The sequence below is a fragment of the Rhodococcus sp. Eu-32 genome, assembly GCF_003336925.1.
In the GTDB taxonomy this organism is placed as follows: domain Bacteria; phylum Actinomycetota; class Actinomycetes; order Mycobacteriales; family Mycobacteriaceae; genus Rhodococcoides; species Rhodococcoides kyotonensis_B.
The window spans coordinates 200,036-218,871 of the sequence record NZ_QGNK01000001.1; the positions used below are offsets into that span (position 1 = coordinate 200,036).

Consider the following 18,836-nt stretch of genomic DNA (forward strand, 5'->3'; position numbering starts at 1 on the left):
CCTAACGTAATCAACGTACAGATTGATAAAGGAGTTGGTTGATTATGAGCGCCACGGACGACAGGCTCGACGGGGCGTTCATGGCGCTCGCCGATCCGGTTCGGCGTGCCATCGTCGCCCGACTCAGTCGTGGGCCGTTGACGGTGAACGATCTCGCCGAACCGTTCGAGATCAGCAAGCAAGCCGTATCACGGCACATTCAGGTTCTCGAGGCTGCAGGGCTCGTGACCCGGTCACGCGACGCGCAGCGTCGTCCGGTTCATCTGGACTCGGCGCGCCTCGAGGAGCTGACCGCATGGATCGACAAATACCGCATCATCCACGAACAGCAGTTCAGGAAGCTCGATGCACTGCTGGCCAACGACAAGGACAAGGGCAATGACCAATCCCGTGACCATCACCGTGCCCGACGGCGTCCCGTTCATCACGATCACGCGTGAGTTCGACGCGCCCGTCGACGCAGTTTTTCGCGCCTACCGAGATCCCGAGCTCGTGGTGCAGTGGCTCGGACCGAACGGCTACGACATGAAGCTCGACATCTACGACTTCTCGACGGGAGGCCGTTACCGCTACGTGCACACCGACCCGGAGGGGGCGACGTTCGCCTTCAACGGTGTCTTCCACGTCGTGCGTAAGAACGACTTCGTGATTCAGACGTTCGAGTACGAGGACGTTCCCGACGTCGTCAGTATCGAGTCGATCACCTTCGTCGATCTCGGCGACGGACGCACTCGCATCGAAGGGCAGAGCACCTTCCCGTCGATCGAGGCGCGCGACGGCATGGCCCAGAGCGGTATGGAGAAGGGCGTCACCGAGGGGTACGAGAGATTGGATACCTTGCTTTCGTGATTCGTACCGCTGGGTTGGCGTATGTGAGAGACCGTCGAATGCTCCAGGCGCGCTCGACCGGGAAAACTGCGTTCTACATGGCAGGCGGGAAGATCGACCCCGGTGAGACGCCCGAGCAGGCTCTGCATCGGGAGATACGCGAGGAGTTGGATGCCGACGTCGTCGACGCCCGGTTCCTCGGCGTCTTCGCCTGCGACGCGTGGGGACATCCGTCCGGAACCCCGCTCGAGATTCATTGCTTCGTCGCCGAGCTGGGTTCCGAGCCGGTGCCGACCAGTGAGATCGCCGAGATCAGATACTTCACGCGGGACGAGTACGCGGCGATGCCCGACGTCGCTCCCGGCTCGCTCATGGTGTTCGACCACATGAAGAAGCTCGATCTGATCGACTGAAGCAGGTACGGTGTGGGAGAACGCACGTTCTCCCAACCTTTAGGAGCTTCAATGTCGAGCTTGGCGCAGAAGGCAACAACCCTCCTCGAACTCCACAAGCCGGGTGACCCGGTCGTTCTCCCCACGGTGTGGGACGCGTGGTCGGCAAAGCTCGCCGTCGACGCGGGATTCACTGCGCTGACCGTCGGAAGCCACCCGGTGTCCGATTCGATCGGTAAGCCGGACAACGAGGGCATCACCTTCGACGAGTTGCTCGCGCGCATCTCGCAGATCACCGCGGCCGTCGACGTTCCGCTGTCCGTGGACATCGAGTCGGGATACGGCGAAGATCCGAAGCGTCTGATCGACGGCTTGATCTCGGCCGGTGCAGTAGGCCTGAACATCGAGGACACCGTGCACAGCGAAGGTGGTCGTCTGCGTGAGGCGCAGGAGCATGCGGACTTCGTCGGTGCCCTGCGTGCGGCGTCGGACGCAACCGACGTGCACGTGGTGTTGAACGCGCGCACCGATCTGTTCGTCAAGCAGGTGGGTGACGAGAGCGATCGGGTCGAGCGCGCCATCGAGCGGATGAAGCTCGCCGCGGCCGCCGGGGCGGACTCGTTGTACCCGGTCGGCTTCCACAGCGACGACGACTACAAGCGTCTCGTCGAGGGCCTTCCGTTGCCGGTCAACGCAATTGCCAACCCGGCCGACGGCGACCTCTCGCACTTCGCGTCACTCGGCGTGGGGCGCATCAGTTTCGGCCCGCTGTTCCAGGGTGCACTCGCCGGTGAGGCGTCGAAGTTGTTGGCGCGCTGGCGCTGACGCGCCCCGTGCGTGCGAATGTACAGCCCGCTGTACATTCGCACTCACGACCCGTAGGCCTCCAGGTGCGCCACTTGCTCGGGATCGAGCGAGGGGCGCACCGTTTTTCGTGCGGTCTCGACGTCGTCGGCCGTGACGAACGCGGCATCCAACGAGCGGCGCATGGCCGTCAGCGCGGCCTCTCGCAGGAGCGCGGAACAGTCGGCGGCCGAGTAGCCGTCGAGGTCGGTGGCGAGCAGATCGAGGTCGACGTCGTCGGACAGCGGCACGGATTTGCTCGACGCACGCAGGATGTCGGCTCGCGCCTCCGCGTCGGGCGGCGGGACGAACACGAGGCGTTCGAGCCTGCCTGGACGCAGCAGTGCCGGGTCGATCAGGTCCGGTCGATTGGTCGCCCCGAGCACGACGACGTCACGTAGCGGTTCGACGCCGTCCAGTTCGGTCAGCAGTGCCGCGACGACGCGATCGCCGACGCCGGAATCGCTGGTCTGCCCGCGTCGAGGTGCCAGTGCGTCGACCTCGTCGAGGAAGATCAGTGACGGCGCCGAGTCGCGCGCACGCTGAAACAGCTCGCGCACAGCCTTTTCCGACGACCCGACCCACTTGTCCATCAGCTCGGCGCCCTTGACGGAATGGACGCTCAGCTGGCCCGAACTTGCCAGCGCGCGCACGAGGAACGTCTTGCCGCAGCCGGGAGGACCGTACAGCAGCACGCCTCGGGGCGGCTCGATTCCCAAGCGGGAGAACGAATCCGGATGCCGCAGCGGCCACAGCACGGCTTCGGTGAGCGCCTGTTTCGTCTCGACCATGTCGCCGACGTCGTCGAGGGTGAGGCTGCCGATCGCCAATTCCTCTGCGCCGGAACGAGACAGTGGACGAATGACATCGAGGGCGCCCAGCAGATCCGATTGAACGAGCTGCGGGTCCGACCCCTCGGAGCTCGCCCGCGACGCGGCCCGCAACGCAGCTTCTCGGACCAGAGCAGCCAGATCGGCGACTACGAAACCCGGTGTCCTGGCGGCTATCTCGCCGAGGGAGAGTCCGTCGGTCGGCGCCGTGCGCAACAGGTGTTCGAGCAGGGCGGACCGTCCTGCGGCGTCGGGAAGCGAGAGCGTCAGTTCGCGGTCGCAGAGATCCTGCGCGCGGAGTCGAGAATCGGTGGCCTCGGGATGTGCGGTCGTGGCGACGAACGCCAAGCCTGCAGTGTCCACCGCGCGGCGGAGCTGATCGAGCACGAGGGTCGACGCGGGTTCGGCCGTGGCGGGCAACAGGGCATCGATGTCGGTGATCAGCAGGACGCCCGAGCCGGCGAGACCGTCGATCGCCGAGGAGACGGCGTCGACACGCGCGGACGCGTCCAACGCGCCGATGGACGGGCCGTCGAGTTCTGCGACGGTACGACCGGCGAGGACCGCGCGGGCGAGCGTGGACTTTCCGACGCCCGCGGGTCCGGTGATCAGGACGCCGAGGTGCGCCGACGCACCGAGCCGCGCGAGCAACTCCGACTCGTCGAGGGCCAGACGCAGCCATTCGGACAGCTTCGCCTGCTGTGCGGACACCCCGACCAGTTCGGTGACCGGCAGCGCGGCCGGGGTGTCGCGTGCAGTGGTGGGTGTGGACGCCGGTGCTTCGCCCCAGCTGACCGCCGTGTTCGGTTGCACGCTGACCGGACCCGACGGCGACGTGCTCGACACCGTCAGCAGTTCGCTCGTCCACGTGAAGCCGAAGGTTCGAGAGAGTGCCAGCGTCGCGGCAGTGGTGCTCGTGCCCGGGCCGAGGTCGCGGGGCAGGAGCGAAACCGTATCGCCGACGGTGACAACCTTGCCGAGCAGCGATTGGCGCAACGTCGTCTCGGAGATCGAGCCCGTCGCCAGCGCCGAACCGCTGACCGTCACCGTCTTCGCGCCGTAGACCGTTACCGGTGCGACGGCGATGGAACCGTCTTCCTTGATGCCCGCGTTCGACAGGGTGACGTCGTCGAGCAGGGCCGTTCGGGGCGGCGTTCCGTCCGGCGCGCGACCGGCGACCGCGGCCGTGCGACGCGCACCGATCACCGCGATGGCGTCCCATTCGCGGATTCCGAGCGCGGCCAGTACCTCCGGGTGCAGCCGAACGACGCCGCGTCTGGCGTCGGCCGCCGAAGTGTTGAGTCGTGCCGTGAGGACCAGCTCCGGGGCCGTCACTGCGGCCCTCGGGGTCGACGCAGACCCAACCGGGCTGCGGAGCGACGCGTGTTACCGGGGGCGCGTCGGATCGCACGACGCTCGGCGCGGCGCTCGGCGGGTTTCGCCTCCCACGCGTAGGGACGCGCCGCGACCCATCGCTGCGAGCGCACGGCGAACGGAATGTGGATCAGGTAGACGAGCACCAGGACCATCAGCAGGATGAGCGGGTAGGTGATCAACGCTGCGGCTGCGAGCGCGACGAGGATGAGCAGCGCGGCGGCCATGCGGGGAGGAACGGACACCGTCTTGAGCGCGAGCGTCGGGATGCGGCTGACCGCCAGCCCCGCTGTGAAGAGCGTCCACCCGACGACGACGTAGAACGACGCCCACCATCCGTCGCCCCATTCCTGGAACGCCGCGATCGGAGCCAACACGATGAGGGCGCCCGCGGGAGCCGGCACGCCGGTGAAGTACTCGCGGGCGTAGGCCGGTGTGTTGTCGTCGTCGAGCAGGGTGTTGAAGCGAGCCAGGCGCAGGACCATCGCGACGACGTAGATCAGCGCGATGATCCAGCCGGCGCTGCTGCCTTCGAGCAGCGTCACGTACAGCACCAGGGCGGGTGCGACACCGAAGGAGATGGCGTCGGCAAGCGAGTCGAGCTCGGCGCCGATCTTGCTGGTGGCGTCGAGCAGGCGGGCGATTCGCCCATCGAGGGCGTCGAGAATCGCCGCGGCGCCGATCATCGCCAGCGCGACACCGAGTTCGCCGTCGAGCGCGAACTTCAGCGCGGACAATCCGGCGCACAACGCCAGAATCGTCACCACCGACGGCAGGAGTCGAACAGCAGCGGGAGGTCGCGCTCGTCTGGTGATCATCGCACCGACTATCGGGGGAGTTCGGCAAGCACGGTTTCGGCCCCGACTGCGCGCTGACCGCGCTCGACGAGCAACTCGGTGCCCGCGGGGAAGTACGTGTCGAGGCGAGATCCGAATCGGATCAATCCGTACGTGTCGCCGATGGTCAACGTGTCGCCGACCTTCGCGTTGTTGACGATGCGGCGGGCGATCAGACCGGCGATCTGTACGACGCCGACGTCGTGGCCCGACGGCGTACGAATGTGCATGCTGTTGCGCTCGTTCACTTCGCTCGCCTCGGCGAGGTCGGCGGACTTGAACTGGCCGCGTCGATGCACGACCTCGATGACCTCGCCACCGACCGGAACACGCTGAACGTGCACGTCGAGGACGGACAGGAAGATGCTGACGCGCGGCACCGGCGTCGTACCGAGATCGAGCTCGGCCGGCGGAACCGCGGTGTCGACGAGCGTGATCAAGCCGTCGGCCGGGGCCACGACGACGCCCGGTCGATTCGGCGGGACGCGGCCGGGATGGCGGAAGAACGTGGCGCACGCACCGGCGGCGGTCAGGCCTGCGCGACGCACCCACTTGTGCCTGCGTCCGAGAGCGGCCACGGCCAGCGGGCCTGCGACGAACGGAAGTCCTGCGGGGTGCATCGGCGGGACGGTGTCACGAATCAACTCGACGAAGTGTGCTGCGCCGGTGCGCTGTTCCTGACCGATCGGGGTGGGACGGCGTGCCACTTCGCTCCTTCTTCTCGTGCGTGTTCAGGGCCCGACGAAACGACAGCTGCCGGGGCCTCACAGAGTACGTGAGATGCCCCGGCAGCTGCGTGTGCGCTGTGGGTCAGACCCTCGATCGGCCGGTGACGAGCTTGACCAGGAACAGCAGGATCACTGCTCCGAGCAGGCAGGTCAGGAAGCTGAAGATGAGTCCGCCGCCTTCGACGTCGACGCCGAAAGCCTTGAGTAGCCAACCGCCGATCAGGCCGCCGATGATGCCGACGACGATGTTCAACAGAATGCCCATCGATGCATCCGTCTTCATGATCTTGCTACCGATCCAGCCGGCGAGTCCGCCGATGATGATCCAGCCGATGATTCCTAGGCCCAACATGTGGTGCCCCCTCTTGTGTGTGCCGTGGGTATTGCTCACAGGGGGTGCCCGGGTGGTCGCCGGTTGAAACCTTGACTTAGCTTCGTTCGCTCTCCGTCTTGATGCGCTGCAGGGTCCGGTTCATGCCGTCGACGAGTTCGACGTCGAATTGCTCGATTCCGCCGAGCACGTTCTTCACGAGGAACGTCGAGACCGCGCTGGTTCCCGTCGGTGCTTCACGCTTCTCGACGACGGTGGTACCGCCGTCCTTCGGGGTCAGGGTGTACGACCAGATGGTCTTGTTCTCGTTGACGCGGAACGCGATCGACTTGTTCGGCTCGAAGTCGACGACCTTCGACGTCGTAGGCCAAACGAGCAGGCCCTTCTTGTTGACGTTCAGTGTGGTCGTGCCCTTGCGGACATCGCCGCCGAACACCTTCATCAGCTTGCACTGCGGGCTCCACTCACCCATGCGCTTCAGGTCTGAGACGATCGCCCACACCTTGTCCGGGCTGGCGTCGACGTCGATGCTGGCTTCGAGGGTCTTGCTCACGCGTTCCTCCATCAGGGTTGGTGCTACCTATAGTCACACACACTTCCCCGAGGTGTGGGCAGGATGTCCCAGTCGTCCGCCGCAGATCAGGAAAACCTGCTGACAGCCGGACAAGTGGGACACCACACCCACCCGGCGTCAGAGCTTCCCGAATGCCACGCCCTTGTACGTCCAACCGCACGCGAGGACGGCGTCCTGGATCGGCTTCTTCAGCTCACCGGTCGAGAAGCGGTAGTTGTACACCTGCCCGTACTCGAGCTGCTCGGTGAACGCGTAGGCCGTTCCGAACTGGACGGACGACTTCTGGCCTCGGAACTTCTCCGCGGACGCGGTCAACGAAGGCACCCCTGCTCGCCATTCGACGGCCCACTCCTCGTCCACACCGCGCACCTCGTCGGTAGCCGGGTCGAGCTTCAGCAGAATGCGAAAGACTTTCGACAGTGACGACTTGGCGAAGATCTCGTACCAGCGCGCGTCGACGATGCGCCACTCCGCGACGAGGTCGACGCCCTCGGCCGATCCGTCGCGGATGACGAACGGCGCGCTCGGACGGTTGACGGCCATCAGTGCGGCGTACACCTCGTCAGGTCTGCGGGCCGGAGTGTCTGCGGACGGACGCTTCGTGCCGGTGAACATGTCGAACAAACCCATTGTGGTCTCCTCGTATCTCGTGTGAGAACACGATGACCGGTGAGGCTTGGAATCGACTTGGAGGCTACATCTTCGCGTGCCGTGCGAGCACGAATGCGTACAACCCGTACAGCGCGATGCCGACGCCGGCGAGGACCAACAGAACCTGGCCGAAGGGCTGTTCACCCAGAGTCTTGACGGCACCGTCGACGCCGGTCGCCTTGCTGGGATCGGAGGTGAAGACGGCGACGATCACGAGCGCACCCGTTCCGACGAGCGCGATTCCCTTCGCCGCGTATCCGGCGATCCCGAGACGTTCGACGCCTTTGCCGGTGTGGCCCTCGAGGTCGTCGAGGAAGTTCTTCGACACTCCCTTGTAGACGTGGTAGCCACCGACGCCGATGATCACGAGTCCGACGACGATCAGCACGAACTTTCCGAAGCCGTTCTCCATCAGTCGTGCGGTGGTCGAGGCGTTCTGTTCGCCGCTCGATTTGCCGGATCCGCGCGCGAAGCCGAACGTGGACCATGCGAACGCGATGTAGACGACGGCGAGCGACGCGGCCTTGAAGCGGTCCATCGCGCTGCCCTCGTCGGCGTCCGACTTCTTGCCGACGATCGCCTCGACGATCCGCCACAACGCGAGCGCGACGAACGCGACGAACGCGATCCACAGTGCGATGGACCCGCCGGGTTTGCTGCCGAGCTCCGCGAGTGCACCGGACTGGTCGGCGTTGCCTCCCTGCCCGAACGCGAGTCTGATCGCGATGTAACCGATGAGGATGTGCAGTAAGCCGCTGACGAAGTGGCCGCAGCGAGCAGCCTTTTCGAATGCGCTGTTCTGTTGTACGCGCTCGGCCGCGTTACTTGCGTTCGTGTTCATATTTCAGCCCCCGAATCCGTGTGGTGCGCGGCGTACCCCAGCCGACGACATGTTCAAACACGCTCCGCGCGCCTACGAGCTTTCCGGTAACACGAGGCGAACACTGGTCGATAGAACGAACGAGAAATTCAGGCCAATCAGAAGTTGTTCGGAGTGATCGATCGTGAACTTTCCAACGATCTTGCGTCGTTCCAGGGCGGGAGTGCCGCTTCTGGAGTCCGCGCGTATGACCGGAAGTCCCCGTACGTGGCCGAGTGAGAAGCTCGAACGCCTCTTGACTCCTCGCGAGATCGACATGGTCAGACGAGGGCTGGTGTAAGTCCTCGGCGCTGACCACTCCGGAACGGCATAATCGGTGCGTAACGAACCGGCTGTTCTGGAGGGTCATGAAGCCTGCAATTCTCAGCGTGGACGACGACCCGGGGGTCTCCCGATCCGTCGCACGCGATCTGCGCCGTCACTACGGCGAGAAGTACCGCATCATCCGGGCCGAGTCCGGAGCGCAGGCGCTCGATGCATTGAAGGAACTGAAGCTGCGCGGTCAGCCCGTCGCGGTGCTGTTGGCCGACTATCGCATGCCGCAGATGAACGGCATGGAGTTCCTCGAACAGGCGATGGACCTGTACCCCTATGCGCGTCGCGTGCTGCTCACGGCGTATGCCGACACGGACGCGGCCATCGAGGCGATCAACGTCATCGACCTCGACTACTACCTGCTCAAGCCGTGGGACCCGCCCGAGGAGAAGCTCTACCCGGTGCTCGACGCCCAGCTGGAGGCATGGGCGTCGTCGAACCACCGGCCGGTGGAGGAGACACGGATCATCGGCCATCGCTGGTCGGCACGGTCGTCGGAGGTTCGCGAATTCCTGGCTCGCAATCAGCTGCCGTATCGCTGGTATATGGCCGACGAACCCGAAGGTGCCCGCCTGTTGACGTCGGCGGGTGTCGACGACACGGTGTGTCCGGTCGTCGTCACAGCCGAAGGTAAGGCGCTCTGTTCGCCGACCGACGCCGAACTCGGCGCTCACCTCGGATTGACGACCACACCGTCGAACGCGTTCTACGACCTCGTCGTCATCGGTGGTGGTCCCGCCGGATTGGGTGCTGCCCTGTACGGGGCGTCGGAAGGACTGCGCACGACGCTCATCGAGCGCACCGCGACGGGTGGTCAGGCCGGCCAGAGTTCGCGCATCGAGAACTACCTCGGATTTCCCGACGGAGTCTCCGGCGCTCAACTGGCCGAGCGGGCGCGTCGGCAGGCATTGAAGTTCGGCGCCGAGGTGGTGACGACGCAGGACGTCGTCTCGTTGGAAGCGAACGGCGCTGCCCGGACGGTTCGTTTCGCCGACGGCAGCAGCATCGATGCGCAGACGGTCATCTTGTCGACGGGCGTCGCGTATCGGCAGTTGACGACGCCGGGTATCGAGAATTTCACGGGCCGCGGCGTCTTCTACGGTTCGGCGATGACGGAAGCCACGCGCTGCGCCGAGCAGGACGTCTACATCGTCGGCGGTGCGAACTCGGCAGGCCAGGCTGCGGTGTATCTGGCACGCGGCGCGAAATCGGTGACCATTCTGATTCGTGGGCAGTCGCTCGAGGCGTCGATGTCGTACTACCTGATCAAGCAGATCGAGGAGAACCCGAAGATCACGGTGCGCACGTGCACCGAAGTCGTCGGTGTCGGCGGCGACGATCACCTCGAATCGATCACGCTGCACGACCGCGTCACCGACACGGACGAAACCGTTCCCGCGCAGTACCTGTTCCTGTTCATCGGCGCTGCACCGCGCACCGACTGGCTCGACGGCTTCGTCGAGCGTGACGAACACGGTTTCGTCGTGACGGGCCCCGACCTGGTGGTCGACGGCAAAGCCCCGAGCGGGTGGGACCGCGAGCGGCTTCCGCACCACCTGGAGACGAGCGTTCCCGGCGTCTTCGCGGCGGGCGACGTACGGTCCGACTCGGCGAAACGCGTCGCGTCGGCGGTAGGAGAAGGAGCGATGGCCGTCATGCTCGTGCACAGATATCTGGCGAACCCATGACCGCCCAGTGCTCTCCGGACGAGCTGAAGACGCTGTTCCTGTTCGAGCATCTGACCGACGACCAGCTGGAGCGACTGTGCCAGGAAGGGCACGTCGAGATCATCGAGCCCGGCCCGGTGTTCGCCGAAGGCGATCCGGCCACGTGCTTCTACGTACTGATCGAGGGATCGCTGGTGCTGTCGAAGCTGTCCGGCGGCGAGGATCTTGTCATCAACCGGACGTCGCAGCGCGGTGTGTACGCGGGTGCATGGCAGGCCTATCTCCGTGACCGGGTGCCGCAGGTGTACCCGGGTTCCATGCGGGTCACCGAGCGGTCGAGGTTCTTCGTGCTCGATGCGGACTGCTTCGCCGAGATCGTCTCCGAGTGGTTTCCGATGGCTTTGCACCTGCTGGAAGGACTGTTCTTCGGAAGCCGCAACACCAAGCAGATCGTCGAACAGCGAGAGCGTCTGCTTGCGCTCGGCTCGCTGTCCGCGGGACTGACGCACGAGCTGAACAACCCGGCCGCGGCGGCCGTACGTGCGACGTCGGCGCTGCGCGATCGCGTCGCACACATGCGGCAGAAGCTGAAGATGATCGCCAACGGTTCACTGGACCCCGGCTCGTTGACGTCGCTCGTCGGACTGCAGGAGGAAGCCGTCGAACTGGTCGCGAAGGCTCCCAAGCTGTCGCCGCTCGAGGCGTCGGACCGCGAGGACGAGCTGGGCGACTGGTTCGACGATCACGACATCTCGGGTGGCTGGGACATCGCGCCGACGTTCGTGCAGGCGGGCCTCGACGTGGCGTGGCTCGACAAAGTCGTTGCGACCGTGGACGATTCGCAGCTACTCGAAGGCGCGATTCGATGGCTCAACTACACCGTCGAGACCGAGTTGCTGATGAACGAGATAGCCGACTCGACAACGCGTGTGTCGACGTTGGTCGGTGCTGCGAAACAGTATTCGCAGATGGATCGGGCGCCGTACCAGACCGTCGACATTCGTGATCTGCTCGACAGCACGTTGGTGATGTTGGCGCGCAAGATCGGTGACGACATCACCGTGGTCAAGGACTACGACGCATCGGTCCCGCCGATCCCCGCGTACGCCGCCGAGCTGAACCAGGTGTGGACCAACCTGATCGACAACGCGGTACAAGCGATGGCAGGCGAGGGCACGTTGACGGTACGGACGCGTCGCGACCACGATCAGGTGCTGGTCGAGGTGTGCGACACGGGTTCCGGTGTGCCGGAGGATATTCAGTCTCGAATCTTCGAACCGTTCTTCACCACGAAACCCGTGGGGGAGGGGACCGGACTCGGACTCGACATCTCATGGCGCATCGTCGTCAAGAAACATCGAGGCGACCTGTCCGTGCAGTCCGTTCCCGGTGACACCCGATTCGTCGTCAGGCTCCCGATCGAGCCTGCAGCAGCGCCAGAGGAGGATCGATGAGCGAACACATTCCCGGAATCGACACCGAGGTCGCACCGTCGGGGCCAGGGTGTCTCGAATGTTCCGAAGCGAGCGGATGGTGGTTTCACCTGCGGCGCTGCGCGCAGTGCGGCCACATCGGGTGCTGCGACTCCTCACCGTCGCAGCATGCGAGCAAGCACGCCGAGAGCACCGGCCACCAATTCATCCGCAGCTACGAACCGGGGGAGACCTGGTACTACAGCTACGCCGACGAGACGATGTACGACGGACCGGAACTGGCTCCGCCGCAACATCATCCACTGGATCAGTCGACGCCTGGCCCTGCGGACCTGGTGCCGTCGGACTGGCAGCGATACCTCAACTGACATGGGTGAGAACAAGACCGTGGCGACGGACGTCGACGCGCTCGCATGGCTGCAGGCCGTCGAACATCCCGTGCGGCGTGCCGACGGCCTTGCGCTGCACGACATCATGTCTCGCGTCACCGGCGAGCCTGCTGTCATGTGGGGGCCGTCGATGGTCGGTTACGGCGAGTATCACTACACGTATGCCAGTGGGCGCGAGGGAGATTCGTTGGCCGTCGGCTTCTCGCCGCGAAAGACGTCGCTCGCGCTGTACGGCCTCACGTACGCACCCAGGGCGAAGGCCATGCTGGAGCAGCTGGGCAAGCACAAGGCGGGCGCGGGGTGTCTGTACGTCAACAAGCTCGCCGACGTCGATACCGCCGTGCTGGAGAAGATGATCGAGGTGTCCTATCCCTACGTGATCGGTACTCTCGGGACATGACGCTCATCGCGGAGGACGTGTTCGTGCTTCTGGTCGACGATGTGTCCGGCAGACCGATCGTCGACAGCACCAAGTTCCCGAGGGTGCTGGCCGGTGCAGTGGTGCTCGAGCTCGCGATGAGTGGGGCGGTGCGTCTCACGGGCAAGGGCGAGCAGGTCAGGGATGGCCGGCTGGTCGTGTCCGGCCCGCCGCCGCAGGACGAGTTGCTTGCCCGCGCACATGCGTTCGTGGGTACGCAGAAGACTCCACCGAAGCCGCAGAAGGTCATCGAGAAGCTGCAGCGAAACCTGAACAAGGAACTGGGATCTCGTCTCGCAGCGCAGGGTTCGGTCATCGAAGAACGCAAGAACGTGCTCGGACTGTTTCCGACGACCACCTGGCCCGCTCGGGATACGACGCACGAGAACCGGCTTCGTCAGTGGATCGGCAGCGCGATCGTCGACGGCACCACCCCGACCGCGCCGATTTCGGCATTGATCTCACTTCTGTCGGCCGTCGACGCGATACACAAGGTGCTGCCGGGCGTCGACAAGAAGGCAGCGAAGAAACGCGCCAAGGAGATCGCCGAGGGTGACTGGGCCGGCGCGGCGGTCCGCAAGGCGGTGCAGGACGTCAACGCCGCGGTGATGGCGGCGGTCATCGTTCCGTCCATCGTTGCGACCGGGGCGTCCTAGCCATGACGCGTTCGCTGGCGATTCTGATGTTCGACGACGTCGAAGTGCTCGACGCGTGCGGACCGTTCGAGGTCTTCTCCGTGGCCAACCGCATCACCACGCGCGACGGCGGCGATCCGGCGTTCGATGTCGTCCTCGTGGGTGTCGATGAGGAACCGGTCCGTGCGCGCGGGGGAATGAGAATTGCCGTCGATACGACGATTGCCGACAACCGGAGATTCGACGTCGTACTCGTGCCGGGTGGTGTCGTCGACGATGTGCCGGTGGCCGCCGTGACGTGGATCGAGAGCCGTTCGGCTGCAGCGGAAGTGACCGCATCCGTCTGTACAGGCGTATTTCTGCTGGCAGCGGCGGGAGTGCTCGACGAACGGCCGGTCACGACACACTGGGAGGACATCGACGAGCTTCGACGGAGTTTCCCGAATCTTGATGTGCGCGAACAAGTTCGGTTCATCGATCACGGAGACGTCGCGACGTCGGCCGGCATCAGCGCAGGCCTCGATCTGGCGTTACACCTCGTCGGTCGCCTCGTAAGTGCAGACGTTGCCACTCGTACTGCGCGCCAGATGCAGTACGAGTGGACGCCCTGACGTCAAGCAGTCAGTAGGCAGCAGGCGCAAGACCAAGGCGGCGATGGCGACGGCCAGGAAAACAGTGACCACATAGAGAGATGACGAAGGGGCCCGGCTGATGCTGGGCCCCTTCGTCGTTCGGGAACTCACGAATTCGACTGAGTCTGCCCCTCCTGCGACTCCGCGAACTCCTGGGTGTCGAATACCTCGCCGCGCAGCGGGTCGACGAGACCGTCGTCGCCGGAGTATTCGACCGCGCCGGTCTCCGGGTGGACCTCCAGCGCTTCCGTCGGCACCTCGTGCACGGCGAGCACGACGGTTCCGCCGGTCGGCGTCGTGAGACCGACGGTGGATGGTCCGAGACCGGAGAAGGTCGACGAAATGCCGCCTCCACGAGGTCGTTTCGCAGCAGCGCCGTTACCGGAGCCGTCGCCGTTCTCGGAGGCGGTGTTGGTCTGGGTCACGCGGACGTAGCGCGGCGTCGTGGCGACGTCGTACCGGAATGCCTTGAGCATCGACACGCACGCAAGCACGAGGACGACCGAGAACGGAACCGCTGTCGCGATCGACATGGTCTGCAGCGCGGTCAACGAACCGGCCCCGCCGATGAGTAGTAGCACCGCGGCGACGATGCCTTCGAGAACGGACCAGTACACGCGGGTCACCTTGGGTGTCTCGAGATCGCCTCCGGTGGACAGGATGTCGATCACCAGAGATCCGGAGTCCGAGGACGTGACGAAGAAGAAGACGATGACGAATATCGCCAGGACGCTCGTCACGATGCCGAGAGGCAGACCGCCGAGCAACTGGAAGAGAGTCGTGTTGGTGTCGACTGCACCGTCGACGAGAAGGTCGCCGTCGTTGCGCTGACGCAGGATGCCTGCGTCGCCGAAGATCGTGAACCACAGCGAGCCGATGATCGTCGGTGCCAGGAGCACGCCGAACACGAACTCACGGATGGTGCGGCCTCGTGAGATACGGGCGATGAACATGCCGACGAACGGTGCCCAGCTCATCCACCAGCCCCAGTAGAAGATGGTCCATGCTCCCGCCCATCCGTCGTCGGCGAAAGGCGATGTGCGAAGCATCAGTTCGGGCAACGCCTGCACGTAGCCGCCGAGGTTCTGAACCCAGGACTTCATCAGGAACAGAGTCGGACCGAGGAGGAGGACGAAAAGCGCGAGGCTGGCAGCGAGACCCATGTTGATGTTCGACAGCCACTTGAGCCCCTTGGTCACGCCGGACACGACGGAGAACGTCGCGAGTCCCGTGACGACGACGATGAGCCCGACGACGAGCCAGTTGTCGGTCTCGACCCAGCCGAGGTAGTCGAGCCCTGCAGAGATCTGTTGAACGCCGAAGCCCAGAGACGTGGCGACGCCGAACAGTGTGCCGACGATGGCCACGACATCGATCGCATGACCGATGACGCCTTCGATTCGTTCGCGGCCGAGCAGGGGCTCGAGGAGCCACCGGATGGAGAGGGGACGACCTTTGCGATACGTCATGTACGCGAGTCCGAGACCGACCACGACGTAGATCGCCCACGCATGCAGACCCCAGTGGAAGAGCGTCAACTCCATGGCTTGATTGGCTGCCGCGTCGGTCGATCCGGCGATGCCACCGGCTTCGGGCGGAACCACGTAGTGCGACAACGGTTCTGCCACACCGTAGAAGACGAGGCCGATGCCCATTCCTGCGCTGAACAACATCGCGAACCACGACAGCACACCGAACTCGGGCTTCTCGTCGTCGCGGCCGAGGCGAATGTTGCCCACCCGACTCACGCCGCAGTACACCGCGAACACGACGAATCCGGTGGCGGCGAGGATGTACCACCAGCCGACGCCGTCCGTGATCGCCTTGTTGAGAGAGTCGAACGCGTCCTCGGCGGTTCCGGCGAAGACGACGGTGAACGCGATCATCACGAAGATGATGACGGAAGCCGGGATGAAGACGGGTTTTCGAAGCCCGTTCCACGCTTCCGTGACGACGTTGGGCTTCTTCGGGGAATTCAAGTTTTCCGTCCTCACAATTTCGTATGCGAATCGTGGACGGCGGCCGATGCGAGGTCGCAACCATGCCGGGCCGACCACTCTCGGGTTCTCGTGCTTATCTCTAATTTGGGTCAAGTGCCGGTAAACACCATAACGGACCGATGGAATGCAGGCGAACAGCTCGCGCACTACTGTTTCGTAGCGTGCCGCAAACACTTCTCGTGGTGGTCCTGGCGCTAGGTGCCGCTCTGTGCATCGCGATCGGAACGGTCGTTCGCCAACGCACTGCGGCTGAAGTTCCCCTCGAGGACGTCGGCGTCCTCGGCCCCATAACGACGCTGGTGAAGCGGCCGGTCTGGTGGGTGGGAACGGTCGTCGGCATCGGCGGCTACGCGCTTCAGGCCGCCGCGCTCGGGCTGGGATCGTTGCTGTTGGTGCAGCCGCTGTTGGTTCTGTCTCTGCTCTTCGCGTTGCCGCTCGGTGCCCGATTCTCCCATCGCGCGATCTCGGGTGCGGAATGGCTGTGGGCCGCGATCCTGACGGCGTCGGTCGCGATTCTCGTCGTCGTGGGCGACCCGAAGCCCGGCATCGAACGGGCCGAGGCGCGGCACTGGGTGGTGATCTGTCTCGTCGGCATTCCATTCGTGGCGCTGTGCGTGTTCGCCGCGCAGCGCAGTACGGGATCGCGTCGCGCCGTACTTCTCGGATCGGCCGGCGGCGCGCTGTTCGGTGTGGCGGCCGTGCTGACGAAAGGCGTCGTGCATCTCGTATCTCGTGGCGCGGTCCCGTTGCTGACGTCGATCGAGTTGTACGCGCTGATCGTCGTGGCCGTGTGCGCGATCTCGTTGCAGCAATCGGCGTTCCAAGCGGGGGCGCTGCAGGCATCGCTCCCGGCGACGACCGTCATGGAACCCGTCGTCGCGTCGGCGCTCGGGTTTCTGGTTCTCGGCGAATATCTCGACGCCGACCGCGACGTCGCCGTCGTGCTCGTCGTGGCGTTGTCGGCGATGATCGCCGCGACGGTAGCGCTTGCCAGGTCGTCGGCGCAGGGAGAGACGTCGGTTCCGGTTGGGCCGTAGCTGCGGTTCCCCCGCGTCGGCGACCTTGCACTCGCCATGGTCGAGTGCTAGAAATGGCTTTGGCACTCGCGCCTTGTGAGTGCCAGGTCGGGACGGTGAGGCTGGGAATCATCGACACCCCTGGTCGTCCGTCGCGGGCACCGAACTCGGCCGAGCAAGTGCAGATGGAGCGACTGGCACCCGGTCGCTCTGCGTGTCACCCCCAATCCGGAGGATCACTTCGCAATGGCCAAGATCATCGCGTTCGACGAAGAGGCACGCCGTGGCCTCGAGCGAGGCCTCAACGCCCTCGCCGATGCAGTAAAGGTGACGTTGGGCCCCAAGGGTCGCAACGTCGTGCTCGAGAAGAAGTGGGGAGCTCCCACGATCACCAACGATGGTGTCTCCATCGCCAAGGAGATCGAGCTCGAAGATCCCTACGAGAAGATCGGTGCCGAGCTCGTCAAGGAGGTCGCCAAGAAGACCGACGACGTCGCAGGTGACGGCACCACCACCGCTACCGTTCTCGCCCAGGCCCTGGTTCGCGAAGGTCTGCGCAACGTCGCAGCCGGCGCCAACCCGCTCGGCCTGAAGCGCGGCATCGAGAAGGCTGTCGCAGCCGTCACCGAGTCGCTGCTGTCCTCCGCCAAGGAGATCGACACCAAGGAGCAGATCGCTGCTACCGCTGGTATCTCCGCAGGCGACGCGTCCATCGGCGAGCTCATCGCCGAGGCCATGGACAAGGTCGGCAAGGAAGGCGTCATCACGGTCGAGGAGTCCAACACCTTCGGCCTGCAGCTCGAGCTCACCGAGGGCATGCGCTTCGACAAGGGCTACATCTCGGCGTACTTCGCCACCGATGCAGAGCGTCAGGAAGCCGTCCTCGAAGACGCGTACATCCTGCTCGTCAGCTCCAAGGTTTCCACGGTCAAGGACCTGCTGCCGCTGCTGGAGAAGGTCATCCAGTCCGGCAAGCCGCTGCTGATCGTCGCCGAGGACGTCGAGGGCGAAGCTCTCTCCACCCTCGTGGTCAACAAGATCCGCGGCACCTTCAAGTCCGTTGCCGTCAAGGCTCCCGGCTTCGGTGACCGCCGCAAGGCTCAGCTCGCCGACATCGCCATCCTCACGGGCGGCGAGGTCATCAGCGAAGAGGTCGGCCTCTCGCTGGAGACCGCAGGCCTCGAGCTCCTCGGCCAGGCACGCAAGGTCGTCGTCACCAAGGACGAGACCACCATCGTCGAAGGCGCGGGCGACTCCGACGCCATCGCCGGACGCGTCAGCCAGATCCGCGCCGAGATCGAGAACTCCGACTCCGACTACGACCGCGAGAAGCTGCAGGAGCGCCTGGCCAAGCTGGCCGGTGGCGTTGCAGTCATCAAGGCCGGAGCTGCGACCGAGGTCGAGCTCAAGGAGCGCAAGCACCGCATCGAAGACGCAGTGCGCAACGCGAAGGCAGCCGTCGAAGAGGGCATCGTCGCCGGTGGTGGCGTCGCACTGCTGCAGGCTTCGCCCGCAGTCGACTCGCTCAAGCTGGACGGCGACGAGGCAACCGGCGTGAACATCGTTCGCGTCGCCCTCGAAGCACCGCTGAAGCAGATCGCGTTCAACGCAGGCCTCGAGCCCGGCGTCGTCGCAGAGAAGGTCCGCAACCTCCCGTCCGGCCACGGCCTCAACGCCGCGACCAACGAGTACGAGGACCTACTCGCTGCAGGCATCAACGACCCGGTCAAGGTCACCCGCTCGGCACTGCAGAACGCAGCGTCCATCGCGGCTCTGTTCCTGACGACCGAGGCCGTCGTCGCCGACAAGCCCGAGAAGGCCGGAGCGCCCGTCGGCGACCCGACCGGTGGCATGGGCGGCATGGACTTCTGAGTCCGTTCCCACGTTGAAAAGCCCGGTTCCTCTTCGGAGGGGCCGGGCTTTTTCGTCTCCGAGCGCCGCGCGCAGGTTGAAGCAAGTGCGCGGGTTGCAACGTGCGCGTGGGCTGGAAGGTGCGCGGTTGGTGTGGGTGCTCGGCCGGGGGTGCTGCGTGCGCAGGGTGCAGCAAGTGCGCGGGTTGCAACG

Annotated in this window: 20 protein-coding genes; 12 read left to right on the top strand and 8 right to left on the bottom strand. The window is 65.1% G+C overall.

Going from position 1 to position 18,836, the window contains the following annotated elements; genetic code table 11:
- Positions 1 to 44 precede the first annotated feature (44 nt).
- From DK926_RS01005 to DK926_RS01020, 4 genes are read left to right on the top strand one after another with little or no spacing between them, the layout of a single operon-like run.
- Entirely contained in the window at positions 45 to 440 is a 396-nt protein-coding gene (locus tag DK926_RS01005) for a metalloregulator ArsR/SmtB family transcription factor (protein ID WP_114328023.1), read from the top strand.
- A complete protein-coding gene (locus DK926_RS01010) occupies positions 379 to 849 on the top strand; it encodes an SRPBCC family protein (protein ID WP_114328025.1) in 471 nt (156 codons plus the stop codon). The genes DK926_RS01005 and DK926_RS01010 overlap by 62 nt, the downstream gene beginning before the upstream one ends.
- Positions 846 to 1,241, top strand: coding sequence for an NUDIX domain-containing protein (locus tag DK926_RS01015; RefSeq protein ID WP_346764459.1), 396 nt, complete (start codon positions 846 to 848; stop codon positions 1,239 to 1,241). Before DK926_RS01010 ends, DK926_RS01015 begins: the two co-directional genes overlap by 4 nt.
- 51 nt (positions 1,242 to 1,292) lie before the next feature.
- Entirely contained in the window at positions 1,293 to 2,045 is a 753-nt protein-coding gene (locus DK926_RS01020; protein ID WP_068422120.1) for an isocitrate lyase/phosphoenolpyruvate mutase family protein, read from the top strand.
- Positions 2,046 to 2,089: 44 nt separating this feature from the next.
- Here the strand turns inward: DK926_RS01020 and DK926_RS01025 are convergent, their stop codons facing one another.
- From DK926_RS01025 to DK926_RS01055, 7 genes are all read right to left on the bottom strand, one after another.
- Positions 2,090 to 4,228 (bottom strand): AAA family ATPase, encoded by a 2,139-nt coding sequence (locus DK926_RS01025; RefSeq protein ID WP_114328027.1) that lies wholly within the window; start codon positions 4,226 to 4,228, stop codon positions 2,090 to 2,092.
- Positions 4,225 to 5,085, bottom strand: a complete 861-nt coding sequence (gene pssA / locus DK926_RS01030) for a CDP-diacylglycerol--serine O-phosphatidyltransferase (RefSeq protein ID WP_068422124.1) — start codon at positions 5,083 to 5,085, stop codon at positions 4,225 to 4,227. The genes DK926_RS01025 and pssA overlap by 4 nt, the downstream gene beginning before the upstream one ends.
- An 8-nt stretch (positions 5,086 to 5,093) precedes the next feature.
- Positions 5,094 to 5,810 (bottom strand): phosphatidylserine decarboxylase, encoded by a 717-nt coding sequence (locus DK926_RS01035; RefSeq protein WP_114328029.1) that lies wholly within the window; start codon positions 5,808 to 5,810, stop codon positions 5,094 to 5,096.
- 103 nt (positions 5,811 to 5,913) lie between these two features.
- On the bottom strand, positions 5,914 to 6,183 hold the full coding sequence (locus DK926_RS01040) for a GlsB/YeaQ/YmgE family stress response membrane protein (RefSeq protein WP_068422131.1): 270 nt from the start codon (positions 6,181 to 6,183) through the stop codon (positions 5,914 to 5,916).
- Positions 6,184 to 6,259: 76 nt separating this feature from the next.
- On the bottom strand, positions 6,260 to 6,715 hold the full coding sequence (locus tag DK926_RS01045; RefSeq protein WP_068422298.1) for an SRPBCC family protein: 456 nt from the start codon (positions 6,713 to 6,715) through the stop codon (positions 6,260 to 6,262).
- Between the two features lie 138 nt (positions 6,716 to 6,853).
- Positions 6,854 to 7,366, bottom strand: coding sequence for a hypothetical protein (locus tag DK926_RS01050; protein ID WP_114328031.1), 513 nt, complete (start codon positions 7,364 to 7,366; stop codon positions 6,854 to 6,856).
- A gap of 64 nt (positions 7,367 to 7,430) precedes the next feature.
- Positions 7,431 to 8,228, bottom strand: coding sequence for a DUF1206 domain-containing protein (locus tag DK926_RS01055; protein ID WP_068422137.1), 798 nt, complete (start codon positions 8,226 to 8,228; stop codon positions 7,431 to 7,433).
- A 386-nt stretch (positions 8,229 to 8,614) separates the two neighbouring features.
- On the opposite strand from DK926_RS01055, the gene DK926_RS01060 reads away from it, so the two are divergent.
- The 6 genes from DK926_RS01060 to DK926_RS01085 are packed head-to-tail and all read left to right on the top strand — an operon-like array spanning position 8,615 to position 13,735.
- Positions 8,615 to 10,270 carry an FAD-dependent oxidoreductase gene (locus DK926_RS01060; RefSeq protein ID WP_114328033.1) on the top strand — a complete coding sequence of 552 codons (1,656 nt, stop codon included), beginning with the start codon at positions 8,615 to 8,617 and terminating at the stop codon, positions 10,268 to 10,270.
- Entirely contained in the window at positions 10,267 to 11,703 is a 1,437-nt protein-coding gene (locus tag DK926_RS01065) for an ATP-binding protein (protein WP_068422146.1), read from the top strand. The genes DK926_RS01060 and DK926_RS01065 overlap by 4 nt, the downstream gene beginning before the upstream one ends.
- Entirely contained in the window at positions 11,700 to 12,050 is a 351-nt protein-coding gene (locus tag DK926_RS01070; protein WP_068422151.1) for a UBP-type zinc finger domain-containing protein, read from the top strand. Before DK926_RS01065 ends, DK926_RS01070 begins: the two co-directional genes overlap by 4 nt.
- 1 nt (position 12,051) lies before the next feature.
- Complete coding sequence (locus DK926_RS01075) at positions 12,052 to 12,471, top strand: DUF1801 domain-containing protein (protein ID WP_114328035.1); 420 nt, start codon at positions 12,052 to 12,054, stop codon at positions 12,469 to 12,471.
- On the top strand, positions 12,468 to 13,145 hold the full coding sequence (locus DK926_RS01080) for a GPP34 family phosphoprotein (RefSeq protein ID WP_114328037.1): 678 nt from the start codon (positions 12,468 to 12,470) through the stop codon (positions 13,143 to 13,145). Before DK926_RS01075 ends, DK926_RS01080 begins: the two co-directional genes overlap by 4 nt.
- A 2-nt stretch (positions 13,146 to 13,147) precedes the next feature.
- Entirely contained in the window at positions 13,148 to 13,735 is a 588-nt protein-coding gene (locus DK926_RS01085) for a DJ-1/PfpI family protein (protein ID WP_114328039.1), read from the top strand.
- 128 nt (positions 13,736 to 13,863) lie between these two features.
- On the opposite strand, the gene DK926_RS01090 is transcribed toward DK926_RS01085, so the two are convergent.
- A complete protein-coding gene (locus tag DK926_RS01090) occupies positions 13,864 to 15,735 on the bottom strand; it encodes a BCCT family transporter (protein ID WP_114328041.1) in 1,872 nt (623 codons plus the stop codon).
- A 182-nt stretch (positions 15,736 to 15,917) separates the two neighbouring features.
- Here DK926_RS01090 and DK926_RS01095 point away from each other — a divergent pair, with 182 nt between their 5' ends.
- Both DK926_RS01095 and groL read left to right on the top strand, forming a co-directional pair.
- Positions 15,918 to 16,793 carry a DMT family transporter gene (locus DK926_RS01095; RefSeq protein WP_243636576.1) on the top strand — a complete coding sequence of 292 codons (876 nt, stop codon included), beginning with the start codon at positions 15,918 to 15,920 and terminating at the stop codon, positions 16,791 to 16,793.
- Between the two features lie 225 nt (positions 16,794 to 17,018).
- Positions 17,019 to 18,644, top strand: a complete 1,626-nt coding sequence (gene groL / locus DK926_RS01100; protein ID WP_068422162.1) for a chaperonin GroEL — start codon at positions 17,019 to 17,021, stop codon at positions 18,642 to 18,644.
- The last annotated feature ends 192 nt before the right edge of the window (positions 18,645 to 18,836 follow it).

Excerpts from the sequence above, each read along its gene's own strand:
- DK926_RS01005 (WP_114328023.1), top strand. The coding sequence starts at position 45 with ATGAGCGCCACGGACGACAGGCTCGACGGGGCGTTCATGGCGCTCGCC.
- DK926_RS01010 (WP_114328025.1), top strand. The coding sequence starts at position 379 with ATGACCAATCCCGTGACCATCACCGTGCCCGACGGCGTCCCGTTCATC.
- DK926_RS01020 (WP_068422120.1), top strand. The coding sequence starts at position 1,293 with ATGTCGAGCTTGGCGCAGAAGGCAACAACCCTCCTCGAACTCCACAAG.
- pssA (WP_068422124.1), bottom strand. The coding sequence starts at position 5,085 with ATGATCACCAGACGAGCGCGACCTCCCGCTGCTGTTCGACTCCTGCCG.
- DK926_RS01040 (WP_068422131.1), bottom strand. The coding sequence starts at position 6,183 with ATGTTGGGCCTAGGAATCATCGGCTGGATCATCATCGGCGGACTCGCC.
- DK926_RS01050 (WP_114328031.1), bottom strand. The coding sequence starts at position 7,366 with ATGGGTTTGTTCGACATGTTCACCGGCACGAAGCGTCCGTCCGCAGAC.
- DK926_RS01055 (WP_068422137.1), bottom strand. The coding sequence starts at position 8,228 with ATGAACACGAACGCAAGTAACGCGGCCGAGCGCGTACAACAGAACAGC.
- DK926_RS01060 (WP_114328033.1), top strand. The coding sequence starts at position 8,615 with ATGAAGCCTGCAATTCTCAGCGTGGACGACGACCCGGGGGTCTCCCGA.
- DK926_RS01065 (WP_068422146.1), top strand. The coding sequence starts at position 10,267 with ATGACCGCCCAGTGCTCTCCGGACGAGCTGAAGACGCTGTTCCTGTTC.
- DK926_RS01070 (WP_068422151.1), top strand. The coding sequence starts at position 11,700 with ATGAGCGAACACATTCCCGGAATCGACACCGAGGTCGCACCGTCGGGG.
- DK926_RS01075 (WP_114328035.1), top strand. The coding sequence starts at position 12,052 with ATGGGTGAGAACAAGACCGTGGCGACGGACGTCGACGCGCTCGCATGG.
- DK926_RS01080 (WP_114328037.1), top strand. The coding sequence starts at position 12,468 with ATGACGCTCATCGCGGAGGACGTGTTCGTGCTTCTGGTCGACGATGTG.
- DK926_RS01085 (WP_114328039.1), top strand. The coding sequence starts at position 13,148 with ATGACGCGTTCGCTGGCGATTCTGATGTTCGACGACGTCGAAGTGCTC.
- groL (WP_068422162.1), top strand. The coding sequence starts at position 17,019 with ATGGCCAAGATCATCGCGTTCGACGAAGAGGCACGCCGTGGCCTCGAG.